Source organism: Mesorhizobium sp. M1A.F.Ca.ET.072.01.1.1 (assembly GCF_004023325.1).
Classification (GTDB): domain Bacteria; phylum Pseudomonadota; class Alphaproteobacteria; order Rhizobiales; family Rhizobiaceae; genus Mesorhizobium.
Genome location: NZ_RZSF01000206.1, coordinates 1 through 12072, shown reverse-complemented (window position 1 = coordinate 12072; position 12072 = coordinate 1). Strand labels below are relative to the sequence as shown.

Genomic DNA, 12072 nt, shown 5'->3' with positions numbered 1-12072 from the left:
GTGGAGAACCACGGGATGCCGGCATAAGGATAAGGCCCGGTAGGAAGCTCGGTGGTAAGCAACGCGACATCCGCGCGGGCGCGCTCGACCCAATCGTTGAAGACGCGACCGGAGCTGTGGACGGTGGCGCCATGCCGGCGCTTGGCGCGCATGGCAAAACGCGCGCGTGCGGCAGCGGCCCGGAACCGGTCGCGATTGGGCGTTTCGGCAACTTCCGGTCCCACTTCGACATAAAGCACCTTGCTGCTGCGCTTGGTCACCGCGATCAGGAAGTCGGCACGACTGTCGCTCAGTTGGTCGGGAGCTTGCGAGAAGGAGATTGCCGACTGGCGCGGCAGGCCGTCGAGACCGTCATAGCCGAGCATAACGGACGCCTTGTCGGTCTTCGCCAGATGGACCGTTCCACGTTTCGGCCGTGTCGAGCCGCGCACCTCGAACATGTCGCGAAAGTCGGCGGCGAAATGCAAGGAGATGGCGATGGTCGAATGCTCGCGGCTGTAGTTGGAAAGCGTGATGCGATCGAATAGCCTGTCCTGCCAGATCAGCCTGACGCGCTCGATATGGATCGCGCCTTGCGGAATGTCGCGGCCGGCGGCGCTCTGTATCGGCAAGTTGGTAAGGTTGCTGGTGAAGAGAACATTGTCCTGGCTGAGCGAGGCGCCGAGCAGCGACATCGGCCTGCCGCCGATCGTCAGGCGGAACTCGGAAAGAACGCGCGTGTCGTCGCGAAAGAAACCGTCGCCGGCGCCCCTGATGTCACCATAGGCGTCGGTGACCGCGAAACAATCGCCCTGTTTGAGCGCGAACAGCCGGTGAGGCTCCCGCGGCGCTGTTTCGTCGAGCGAGGCAAGGGCTACGGCGGGATCGAGCTTGCGCTCGTCGAGCTGCGTCATTCGTCACCTCTTCGCTTGCCCCGCCCAAAAGAGAATGCCGGTCAGGAGGCTCTCGCCTCCTGGATGCCGATCAGGCGCATATAGGCGGCAAGATAGTCGCGCGCCATCCTGGTGGCTGAAAACCGCTTTTCGAAGACCGTCCTCACCTGCCGTCGGTCAAGTTCGAGCAGGGCCGGCGTTGCAGCGACCGCATCATCGACAGAGTCCACGACAAAGCCGGTCACGCCCTGGTCGATGAGCTCCGGCAGGGCGCCGCAGTTCCAGGCGATTACCGGCGTGCCACAAGCCATCGCCTCGATCGGCGCCAGGCCGAACGGCTCCGGCCAGTCGATGGGAAACAGCAGGCCCGCGGCATTGCCGAGAAACTCGGCCTTCTCGTGTTCCGCGATCTCGCCGACATAGTCGACCCGGTCGCCGTCGATGAGCGCCTCGATCTCGTCGTGAAAATAGGCGCGATCGTCATCGCCGATCTTGGCCGCCAGCTTAAGTTTCAAACCGGAACGCCGCGCGATCTCGATCGCTCGATCCGGGCGCTTGTCGCGAGACAGCCGGCCCAGGAAAGCCAGATAGGGTTCCTCGGCCGAGGGATCGTAGGTGGGCTGATACGCATCGACCGGAATCCCGTGATGGATCGTCGCCAGCCAGTTGGCGTCGGGCAATCCGCGCTTCTGGCTGTGCGAGATGGAGATCATCGGAAAGCGCGGGAAGCGCTTGTAGGCCGGCGCCAGGTCGACATAGTCGAGCCGGCCATGCGGCGTCGTCACCGTTCGCCCCGCCATGTGTTCGAAGAATGGAAAATGCACGAAATGGCTGAGATGGAAGTGGATGACGTCGAACTCGTCCGCCCGCTCGCGCACCTGGCAAAGCATCGCCATATGCGCCGCAATCTCGGACTTTTTCGGCCGCGGATCGAGACGGATCGCCTGGTCGCGGCCGGGCACCAGCCGCGCCGAGGTCTCACTGTCGCCGCTGGCGAACAGGGTCACTTCGTGCCCGACTTCCACCAGCGCTTCGGTGAGATAGGACACGATCCGCTCGGTGCCGCCATATAGTTTCGGCGGCACGGATTCGTAGAGCGGCGCGACATGAGCGATGCGCATGGTTCCCTCAAACGGTTGATGGGAACCAAAATGCGTCAGCCGCCAGATCGTTCCTGCCCGATTGTCGCAGGCGAGGCCTCGAGCTTCGGCCAATCAACTCATCCAGTTGCCGCCGTCCACATTGAGCGTCTGCGCCACGACGTAGTCGGCCTCGCTCGATGCCAGGAAGACGGCCGCACCCCGGTAATCGTCGGGATCACCCATGCGCCCCGCCGGCACCGCCAGCCCGACCTGCCGCTTCTTCTCGCCGATCGGCAGGTTCTCGTAACGCGCGAACAGGGCGTCGACCTGGTCCCACATCGGTGTGTCGACCACACCAGGCGCGATGCCGTTGACGTTGATGCCGTGCTTGATCAGCGCAAGGCCGGCCGATTGCGTGATGCTGATTACGGCGGCCTTGGTGGCGCAATAGACGGCGACCAGCGCCTCGCCGCGCCGTCCCGCCTGCGAGGCCATGTTGATGATCTTCCCCTTGCGCCCTTGGGCGACCATGCGCTTGGCCACCGCCTGCAGCGTGAACAACAGCCCTTTCACATTGACCGAGAATTGCAGGTCGAAGCTTTTCTCCGAAATCTCGAGAAGCGGCCCCATGTCGAAGACGGCGGCATTGTTGACCAATATGTCGATCCCGCCATGCGTCCTCGTCACCGAAGCGACCATCGCCTCGATCGAGGCGAGGTCGCGCACGTCGAGTTGCAGAGCGGTAGCTTTGCCTTCGAGCTCGCGCGCAAGCGCTTCCGCCTTGCCTAGTGCCATATCGGCGATCACGACATGGGCGCCTTCGGCGGCGAAACCGCGCACGATGGCTGCGCCGATCCCTTGCGCGCCGCCGGTGACGACGGCGACCTTGTCCTTGAGTTTCATGGCAATTCTCCTGTCTCAGCGCCCTGGCTCAGCGCCATCTCAGCGTGTGGTATAGCCGCCGTCGATGATCAGCACCGCGCCGGTCACGTAGCTTGAGGCGGGAGAGCACAGGAAAAGTGCGGCCGCCGCAACTTCTTCCGGCTGGCCGACGCGGCCCATCGGCGTCATGCCGCGCCAGATCGGGAACCATTCCGGATTCTCGATGCCGCCGCGCGAAAGGTCCGTTTCGATATAGCCGGGCGCGACGGCGTTGACGCGGATGTTATCGGCCGCCACCTCGCTGGCGAGGCTCTTGGTCATCATGTGCACCGCCGCCTTGGAACTGTTATAGGCAACCTGGTTCTGGGGAATGTTGGAGACGATGCCGGAAATCGAGCCGACATTGAGGATCGCGCCGCCTCCCTGGCGCCGCATCGGAGCCAGCGCCGCCCTGCAGCAGCGGAAGACGGCATCGACATTGATCACCATCGTCTGCCGCCAGATGTCCTCCGGATAGTCGCCGCTGTCGCCATGGATGGCGATGCCGGCGCTGTTGACCAGGATGTCGAGGCGGCCGGCCTTGGCGAGCGTGTCGGCGACCAGCCTGTCCGGCGCTTTCTCGTCCAGCATCTCGGCGGCGTGAAAGTCGAAGGCGAGGCCCGCGAGTTCCTGCCGCGCATCATCCTTCATCGTCCGGCCCGCAACGACGACGCGTGCGCCGGCTTCGCCGAGCGCCTTCGCGATGGCGAGGCCGATGCCGCGCGTGCCGCCGGTCACCAGCGCGACCTTGTCGTCCAGTCGGAAGCGGTCGAAGATCATGGCGGCGGTTCCGTTCTGCGAGGGCCGGTCGGCGAGCCGCTCAGATGTCCACGCTCTGCGGCAGGATGACGAGGTCGCGAATGGTGATGTTGCGCGGTCGCGTCAGCATGAACAGCACGGCGTCCGCCACTTCCTTCGCCTCCATCAGGCTGCCGGCGGCGAGCGCTTCTTCCATCTTGGCCTTTGGCCAGTCGCTGAGCAACGCCGTCACCACCGGACCGGGAGCGACCGCACCGACGCGAATGCCGTGCTTCAGCACCTGGCGCCGGACCGTATGGACGAACGCCTGCACGGCGAATTTCGAAGCGGTGTAGATCGGCTCCCAGACCACCGGAACGAAGCCGGCCACCGAACTGGTGACGATGATGTCGCCGCTCTGCTTTTCGATCATGTGCGGCAGCACGGCGTGCACCGTGCGGAACACGGCGTTGACGTTGAGGTTGAGCATCCTATCCCACTGATCGGGGTCGCCCGATGCCACCTCCCCGCCGACATAGGCGCCGGCATTGGCATGGAAGATGTCGAGCTGGCCCGCTCTTTCGAGGATCTCGGGCATCATGCGGTTGACGCTCGCCGGATCGAGCAGGTCGGTGACGACGGCATAAGCATTGTCGCCGAGCTCCGCGACAAGTTCCTGAAGCCGGTCCTCGGCCCGGTCGACCAGAACGACCTTCGCGCCGGCGGCGAGCATGGTGCGGGCGCATTCCAACCCGATGCCCGAGGCAGCGCCAGTGATTGCGGCAACCTTGCCGGAAAGACTTTCAGACATTGCGATCCTCTTCGATAGGCCTCAGGCGCGGCCGTGTGAGACACGCGAGCGGCGGGCGAGAGAATCGACGATGACCGCGATCGCCAGCACGCAGCCGGTGATCATGTACCGGAGCGAGGATGACAGATCGAGCAGCGTCAGGCCGCTTGCGATGGATTGGATGACGATGATGCCGAGCAGCGCCGAATAGGCGCTGCCGCGGCCGCCGAACAGGCTGGTGCCGCCGATGACGGCCGCCGCGATGGCGTTGAGATTGACGTCGCCGGTGCCGGCCTGCTGGCTGGCGGTTGCCAGGCGTGCTGCCGAGAGCAGGCCGCCCGTCGCCGCCAGCGTGGCGCAGAGCGCGAAGGCGCTGGCGTAGATCAGCCGGACATTGATGCCGGCGCGACGCGCCGCTTCGCGGTTGCCGCCGACAGCGGTCATTGAGCGGCCCCATTGGGTGCGCTTCAGCGCATAGTTCATCGCCACGACCAGGCCGACGAACAACGCGAACATCCAGGGCACGCCGCGCGACAGGTTGAGGTAGTAAGCCACCAGTTCGAGCGCGACCGTGATCGCGACCGCCTGGAGCAGCAGCCCGCCCAGCGAACGCGATGACAGGCCGGCGGCCTGGCGGCGTTGCGCCTTGCGATAGCCGAGAGCCAGGGCAAGCACGCCGGGCACGACGGCCAAAGTGTGCGACACCCAGTGCGGCATCACCAGGAGCTGGCCGAAATTCACCAGCGGCGAATCGTAAGGCAGGTTGATCGAGCCCGTCGGGCCGAGGATGTAGAGCTGCAATCCTAAGAAGGCGAGCAGGCCCGAAAGCGTCGAGACGAAGCTTGGCATGCCGAGCCTGTTGAGCAGCAGCGCGTAGACGCAGCCGGTCACGAACCCGACCGCCATCGCCGCCAGCATGGCAAGCGCGACCGGCCAGCCCCACTGCACCCACAGCACGCCGAGCAGCGCGGAGGCCAGGCCGCTGACGGACCCGACGGACAGGTCGATCTCGCCCACCATCAGCACGCAGACGATGCCGAGCGAGATGATGCCGACCGTCGAGCAGTCGAACAAAAGATTGACCAGATTGTTCGGCGACAGGAATACGGGGTTGAGCGTCTGGAAGATGGTGCAGATCAAAACCAGCCCGACAACCACGGGCAGCGAGCCGAGATCGCCGGAGCGGACGCGGTCGAGGAAGCCCCTGATGGCGCCCTTGGCGCCGCTGCGATCCTTCAGCCGTTCGTCGCTGCGATCGAGCAGCGCGCCGGGATTGCGGTCGGACGCCGTGGTCATGGCTGTTCTCCTTGCGCCTTCTCGGCCGTGCGCCTGCCGCGCCGCGAGACCGCATTGTCGTCGGCGCCGGTGATCGCCGTGACCAGCTCCTGATTGGAGGCGCCGGGCAGGAAGATGCCGTTGTTGCGGCCGAGCCTCAGCACCACGATGCGGTCGGCCACGGCGCGCACGTCCTCCATGTTGTGGCTGATCATGACGACGCCCAGCCCGCGATCCCGCACGCGCTCAATGAGATTCAGCACTTCAGCGGTCTGCGCGACGCCCAGTGCGGCGGTGGGCTCGTCGAGGAGGATCACGCGCGGCTCCATCAGCAGCGAGCGGGCGATCGCCACCGTCTGCCGCTGCCCGCCCGACAGCGACGCCACCGGCTCGCGCACGCTGGGAATCCGTGCCGAGAGCTCGTTGAGCAGTGTCCAGGCGCGGACCTCCATCGAGACCTCGTCGAGGCGAAGCGGATGAAGCTCGCGGCCGAGAAAGATGTTGGCCACGACGTCGAGGTTTTCGCAGAGCGCGAGATCCTGGAAGACGGTGGCGATGCCGAGCTTCAGCGCCGCGGCGGGATTGGCAAGCGTCACCGGCTGGCCGTCGAAAGTGATCGAGCCCGAGCTCGGCATATGCGCGCCGGCCAGGATTTTCACCAGCGTCGACTTGCCGGCGCCGTTGTCGCCGACCAGGGCGACGATTTCCCCGGCATTGATGTCGAGATCAACGTCGGTGAGAGCCGACACCGCGCCGAAATTCTTCGAGATGCCGCGCAGGCTAAGCACCGGCGGACGGCTCGTCGTGGGCGGTGCGTCGGGTATTGCCATTGCGTGTCTCTCTTCCCGCGTTTTGGTCGATATGTCCGGCCGCCAGGAGGGAGCGGCCAGACACACCCGACTCTCAGCCCTGACGGGCCAGCCGAGCATATCGCAGGCGACGCGGCTGCGCCGCATCGCTGTTGGAGACGATACGGCTCCGCCGCCTCGCTCCTAGAAGACGATGCACCTTGGGCCGCATCGCTTCTGGCAGACGATGCGGCTTCAGCCGCATCGCTCCTTATTGAATGCCGAGCTTCTTGCAGCCTTCGGCGTAGCGGTCGGTGCAGAGCTGGGCTGCGGTCTGGATCTTCTTGTCGATGATCTCGGCCTTCAGATTCTCCTGCGTCACCACCGCCGGCACGAAGAGTTGCGAGGGCGTATCGTAGAGCGTTGTCTCGGCTTTCGGCGTCTCGCCCTTGAGAAGCTGTACAGCAACGTTTGCCGCCGCCGCGGCGACAATTTCGCTCGGCTTGGAGATAGTGTTGTACTGGTCGCCGGCAATGATGAGCTGCAAGGCGGCGATCGTCGCGTCGTTGCCCGTCACCGGCGGCACCGGATCGACGCCGGCTGCCTTGAAGGCGGCAATGGCGCCGCCGCCCGTGCCGTCGTTGGCGGCGACCACGCCGACGATCTTGTTGCCGAAGCGCGAGATCTGTCCCGCCGCCCATTGCTGGGCATTCGATGGCGCCCAGTTCGGCGTATCAAACTCGGCGAGCGTCTTGTAGCTGCCGGTCTTGAGACCCTCATGGATGCCGTCCTTGATCAGGCCCGCCGCGGCGTCGGTCGGCGAGCCGTTGATCTGCAGCACGCCGACGTCGCCGTCGTTCGACACGCCCTTGGCCTTGAGATGCTCGACCAGCGAGGCGGCAATCGCCTTGCCGATGGCCTTGTTGTCGAACGATACATAGAAATCGGCCTTGGCCGTGGGGATCGGACGGTCATAGGCGATCACCTTGACGCCCTGAGCCTGCGCATTGTGCACCAGCGAGGCCGCCGCCGCGGAATCGACCGGGTCGAGCACGACAACCTTGGCGCCCTGGGTGATGACGGAGTTGAACTGCTGCTGCTGCTTGGTGACGTCGGCGTCGGCATTGAGATAGAGCACCTTGCAGCTGTCGCAAAGCTTCTTCATTTCAGCGACGAAGCCCGGATGATCATGCTCTTCGTAACGCGTCGAGCCCTGGTCGGGCATCAGGAACGCGACCGTGGAGCCGGCGATATCCTGCGCATTGGCAAAAGTCGCGCCGAGAGCGAGGCTCGAGACGGCCATCGCGGCCGCTGTCAATCTGGACACGTATCTGGACATAAGGTCTTCTCCAATTCCCATTGTGTGATCTAAACGGACTTCGACATCGAGCCGCGGATGCTGCTCGCGCACCCGATTGGAAGTCCAGTGAACTCGTGCAGCAGCCTCACGGCTTCCTCCCGCTGGCATGACACGAGGAAATACTCGTCCATCGCTGGTTCGCTTGCGCGACCCACCGCTTCGTCCTGGTTCTTGTTTAAGGCTTGTTTCTCCTCCCGAACTCCTTTCTATGCGGCGCGCGCGGCCGCGAAATTATCCGCAACCAATCTCCTGAACTGCGAAGGCGGCATGCCCTTCTCGGCCAGGAACTGGCGATTGAAGTTCGACAGATTGTTGAAGCCGACCTCGAAGCAGATGTCCGAGATCTGCGCCTCTTCGTCGCTCATCAGGATCTGGCAGGCGAGGTTGATGCGCAGCCGCTTGATGTACTGCAGCAGCGACATGCCGGTATGCTTGCGAAACGATCGCGAGAAGGCGCTCGGCGTCTGTCCCGCGATTGCCGCCAGATCGCCTTCGTTGAATTGCTGGGTCAGGTTCTCGCGGATATAGGCGAGCGCCTGGTTCATGCCGGCAGACATGTATCCGGACGGGTCCGGCAGATAGTTCTCGCTGGCGAGCACGTGCGGCGCAGTTTCGCGGCTCAGCGCTTCCATGATCGACATGAACAGGCTGATCCTGTGAACGCCGTAAGCATGCGTGATCTCTGCCAGCAACGGCATGACCGCCCTGCTCACACTGGCGCTGAACAGGACGCCGCGCCGCGCGAGCTCGAGCAGTGGCGAGACCGCGCCAAGCTCAGGAAAAGTGGCGATCGCGCCGCCGATGAATTCCTCGCTGAACTGGACCAGCCTGCAGCGCAGCGGAACTGACTGACCTTCCGGAACCTCGCTGATCCAGTTGTGCGGCAGGTTCGGACCGGTGAGAACGAGGTTGCCGACCTCGAACTCGCCGATGAAGTCGCCGACGAAATAGCGGCCCTTGGTCGCCACGATCTGGTGCAGTTCGTATTCCGGATGAAAATGCCAGCGCACCGTATGGTAGGGATAGCCATGCCACCTCACCGCGAACGACTCGCCAGGCCTTATCTGTATGACTTCCAGATCGGGTCCCATCGATTCCTCCCGCAGGCTGTCGCCAGCCTTCGAACCGCGGCCGTTTGTTCCGGCTCATCTAGGGTCAGGATAGCGGCGGCCAAGGATGTCCGCCACCTCGCCACGCCGCGCCTACTGATACGTTTTTGACCTTTTTGGCCCAGCGAAAAACCTGCCTTCGAAAATTAGAAGCTTCGAATATCGGCGACTGGCCCGCCGCATTTGGGCGTGGGAAAATCGCCGCGGACCACGCTACCGCATTGCACAATTCCGGCCGGACTGCACAATAGGCGCATGTCCGCTGGTTCGCTGACCATCCTTGTTATCGACGAGAACCGCATCCGCGCCTCGATCATCGAGGCCGGATTGCGGGACGCCGGCCATCGCCATGTCACCGTTGTTCATGACGTGGCCGGCATTGCCAAGCGCATCGCCGAGATCGAGCCGGATGTCATCGTCATCGATCTCGAAAACCCCAACCGCGACATGCTGGAGAACATGTTCCAGCTTTCGCGAGCGGTGAAACGGCCGATCGCCATGTTCGTCGACCGCTCCGACCGAGCCTCGATCGAGGCGGCGGTCGAAGCCGGCGTGTCCGCCTATGTGGTCGACGGGCTGAAGAAGGAGCGCATCAAGCCGATTCTCGACATGACGATCAGCCGCTTCAACGCCTTCTCGCGCATGGCTCGCGAACTGGAGGAGGCGCGCAGCGAGCTCGAGAACCGCAAGGTCGTCGATCGCGCCAAAGGCATATTGATGAAGTCGCGCGGCTTGAGCGAGGAGGCCGCCTACGCGCTTCTGCGCAAGACCGCCATGAACCAGAACCGCAAGATCGCCGACATCGCCCAGAGCCTGGTGACGGCGGCGGGATTGCTGGGCCCGCTGGAGGGCGAATGAGCATGACTGCCGCGCACCAGATCACCGCCGGCTTCATGCCGCTCTTCGACAGCGCCGTCCTTGTAGCAGCCGGCGAGATGGGCTTTGCCACCCGCGAAGGCATCGAGCTCAAGCTGCATCGCGAGACCTCGTGGGCCAACATCCGAGACCGCATCGCCATCGGCCATTTCGATGTGGCACATATGCTGGGGCCGATGCCGCTCGCCTGCAGCCTCGGCCTCACGCCGCTTGCCTCGGAGACCATAGTGCCCTTCTCACTCGGGCTTGGCGGCAACTGCGTCACCGTCTCCAATGTGGTGTGGCAAGGCATGGCGGCGCACGGGGCTGCGCCCGATCTCGATCCGGCGCGCGCCGGGACGGCGCTTGGCGCTCTGATCCGCGAGCGGGCGGCCGCCGGCCGCGAGCCTTTGCGTTTCGCCGTCGTCCATCCGCATTCCGGGCATAATTACGAGCTGCGCTACTGGCTCGCCGCCTGCAGCATCGATCCCGACCGCGATGTCGAGATCGTCATCGTGCCGCCGCCCTTCATGGCCGATGCGCTCTCCGCCGGCCGCATCGACGGCTATTGCGTCGGAGAGCCCTGGAACAGTGCCGCCGTCGCCGCCGGCACCGGCCGCATCGTCACCGTCAAGGCGCTGCTGTGGCGCAACAGCCCGGAAAAGGTGATCGGCGCGCGCAGAAGCTGGGCCGAGGAAAACCCCGACGCGCTGGCGGCGCTGCTGAGAGCGCTGCATCACTCCGCGCGCTGGTGCCAGGATCCGGTGAACCGCGGCGCGCTGGCCGCGCTGATGGCCAAGCCTGCGTTCCTCGGGCAGCCGGAGGCGATCCAGATGCCGGCACTCACCGGGCGACTTCAGCTCGGCGGCGGCCCGGAGCGCAGCGTTGAGGCTTTCTTCCTGCCCTTCGACAAGGCGGCGAACTTTCCCTGGAAGAGCCATGCGCTCTGGTTCTACACGCAGATGGTGCGCTGGGGACAATTGCCGCATACGCCGCAAAACCTGGCGATCGCCCGCGACTGCTACCGGCCCGATCTCTACCGCTCGGCGCTGAAGCCGCTCGGCGTGGCCCTGCCCGGCGCCAACGCCAAAGTGGAAGGCGCGCTGAAGACCGCGACGCCGGTCGGCTCGGCCGGGGCGAGCCTTGTGCTCGGCCCGGACGGATTCTTCGACGGCCAGATCTTCGATCCCGATCGGATCGATGCCTACATCGCGGCCCAGAATCGCGACTGAGCATTTGCGCGCCATTCTTGTGCATTGCACAAAATTTGTGCGCCCTGCCCGCTCCGTTGATCAACGTTTGACCGTGTCTCGGCTCGGCCGGGCCGGTGCCTGAAGCGCCTACCGCTTTGATCTCCCTGGAAATCCGTCTTCAACGCAAAACTGGCACGCTTCGTGCTTTAAGATAATCGCGCCCCTCGCGGGCAATAGAACAGGCGTCCAATGGCGGGCGCCACAGGCAAAGCTGCCGCTCAGGTCGACGCGCGATCCCGGATGTACGGACGCGACAGGCCTGGTCGGCAGCTTTTTTGTTTTTGACCGAAACGCAATCGAAGGCGCCGATCCCAGGCGGCGCCGAACGGAGACGACGATGACGAAACGGATCGGAATTGGCGCTTCCCTGAAGGATTTCACCCGCCGCGATTTCCTGGCGAGCAGCATCCTGACGGCGGTGCTGTTCGCCGCCGCGCTTCTGCTGTTTCCCACCAATCACGACAGAGAGGCCAAGGGTCCGCAAGTGACCGCGCAGGTCCCAGCCTCGGCGCGCTGACCGATGCCGAGCCTTTGATCAACACAACACGCGGTGCCTCCCACGCCGCAAACGGAGCCGACCATGACCGCAAACCTCCAAGCCGCGCCCAGTCAGGACAGTAGCTCCCGGCAGGCGCTCCTCATCTCCACCATCGCCTTCACCGTCTGCTTCGCGGTGTGGACGATCTTCTCCATCATCGGCGTGCGTATAAAGCAGGAGCTCGGGCTGAACGAGACCGAGTTCGGATTGCTGGTCGGCACGCCGATCCTCACCGGCTCGCTCGTGCGCATGGTGCTCGGCGTCTGGACCGACCGCTACGGCGGCAGGCTGGTTTACACCATGACCATGCTCGCGGCCGCGGTCGCGACCTTCCTGCTCGCCTTTGCACATACCTATGAGCAGATGCTGGTGGCGGCGCTCGGCGTCGGGCTTGCCGGCGGCTCCTTCGCGGTCGGCGTCGCCTATGTCTCGCGCTTTTTCCCCGCGCGCAAACAAGGCACGGCTCTCGGCATCTTCGGCGTTGGCAATGT

The 12072-nt window shown here is 64.6% G+C and carries 13 protein-coding genes; 4 read left to right on the top strand and 9 right to left on the bottom strand.

Annotated elements, in window-relative coordinates; translation table 11 throughout:
- The 9 genes from EOA32_RS24375 to EOA32_RS24335 form a co-directional block, all read right to left on the bottom strand.
- Positions 1 to 893: glycogen debranching N-terminal domain-containing protein (locus EOA32_RS24375; RefSeq protein ID WP_281015285.1), on the bottom strand; the 893-nt coding region annotated here is incomplete at its 3' end.
- A 41-nt stretch (positions 894 to 934) separates the two neighbouring features.
- Entirely contained in the window at positions 935 to 1993 is a 1059-nt protein-coding gene (locus EOA32_RS24370) for a glycosyltransferase family 4 protein (protein WP_095829421.1), read from the bottom strand.
- A 93-nt stretch (positions 1994 to 2086) separates the two neighbouring features.
- Positions 2087 to 2857, bottom strand: coding sequence for an L-iditol 2-dehydrogenase (locus EOA32_RS24365; protein ID WP_066992171.1), 771 nt, complete (start codon positions 2855 to 2857; stop codon positions 2087 to 2089).
- Positions 2858 to 2896: 39 nt separating this feature from the next.
- Positions 2897 to 3655: a glucose 1-dehydrogenase gene (locus EOA32_RS24360; protein WP_128373094.1), complete on the bottom strand. Its 759-nt coding sequence runs from the start codon at positions 3653 to 3655 to the stop codon at positions 2897 to 2899.
- Between the two features lie 40 nt (positions 3656 to 3695).
- On the bottom strand, positions 3696 to 4424 hold the full coding sequence (locus EOA32_RS24355) for an SDR family oxidoreductase (protein WP_128373093.1): 729 nt from the start codon (positions 4422 to 4424) through the stop codon (positions 3696 to 3698).
- 21 nt (positions 4425 to 4445) lie between these two features.
- A complete protein-coding gene (locus tag EOA32_RS24350; RefSeq protein WP_066992162.1) occupies positions 4446 to 5699 on the bottom strand; it encodes an ABC transporter permease in 1254 nt (417 codons plus the stop codon).
- The gene (locus EOA32_RS24345; protein ID WP_066992159.1) at positions 5696 to 6508 is read right to left on the bottom strand and encodes an ATP-binding cassette domain-containing protein; all 813 of its coding nucleotides are present in this window, start codon (positions 6506 to 6508) and stop codon (positions 5696 to 5698) included. Before EOA32_RS24345 ends, EOA32_RS24350 begins: the two co-directional genes overlap by 4 nt.
- Positions 6509 to 6737: 229 nt before the next feature.
- A complete protein-coding gene (locus tag EOA32_RS24340) occupies positions 6738 to 7805 on the bottom strand; it encodes a sugar ABC transporter substrate-binding protein (protein WP_128373092.1) in 1068 nt (355 codons plus the stop codon).
- A 227-nt stretch (positions 7806 to 8032) separates the two neighbouring features.
- Positions 8033 to 8917 carry an AraC family transcriptional regulator gene (locus EOA32_RS24335; RefSeq protein ID WP_128373091.1) on the bottom strand — a complete coding sequence of 295 codons (885 nt, stop codon included), beginning with the start codon at positions 8915 to 8917 and terminating at the stop codon, positions 8033 to 8035.
- 273 nt (positions 8918 to 9190) lie between these two features.
- On the opposite strand from EOA32_RS24335, the gene EOA32_RS24330 reads away from it, so the two are divergent.
- From EOA32_RS24330 to EOA32_RS24315, 4 genes are all read left to right on the top strand, one after another.
- Positions 9191 to 9793 (top strand): ANTAR domain-containing response regulator, encoded by a 603-nt coding sequence (locus EOA32_RS24330; protein ID WP_066992153.1) that lies wholly within the window; start codon positions 9191 to 9193, stop codon positions 9791 to 9793.
- A 2-nt stretch (positions 9794 to 9795) separates the two neighbouring features.
- Positions 9796 to 11022 carry a CmpA/NrtA family ABC transporter substrate-binding protein gene (locus EOA32_RS24325; RefSeq protein ID WP_189407338.1) on the top strand — a complete coding sequence of 409 codons (1227 nt, stop codon included), beginning with the start codon at positions 9796 to 9798 and terminating at the stop codon, positions 11020 to 11022.
- A 358-nt stretch (positions 11023 to 11380) separates the two neighbouring features.
- Positions 11381 to 11560, top strand: coding sequence for a hypothetical protein (locus EOA32_RS24320; protein WP_095779432.1), 180 nt, complete (start codon positions 11381 to 11383; stop codon positions 11558 to 11560).
- A gap of 63 nt (positions 11561 to 11623) precedes the next feature.
- Positions 11624 to 12072: MFS transporter (locus EOA32_RS24315; protein ID WP_128373089.1), on the top strand; the 449-nt coding region annotated here is incomplete at its 3' end.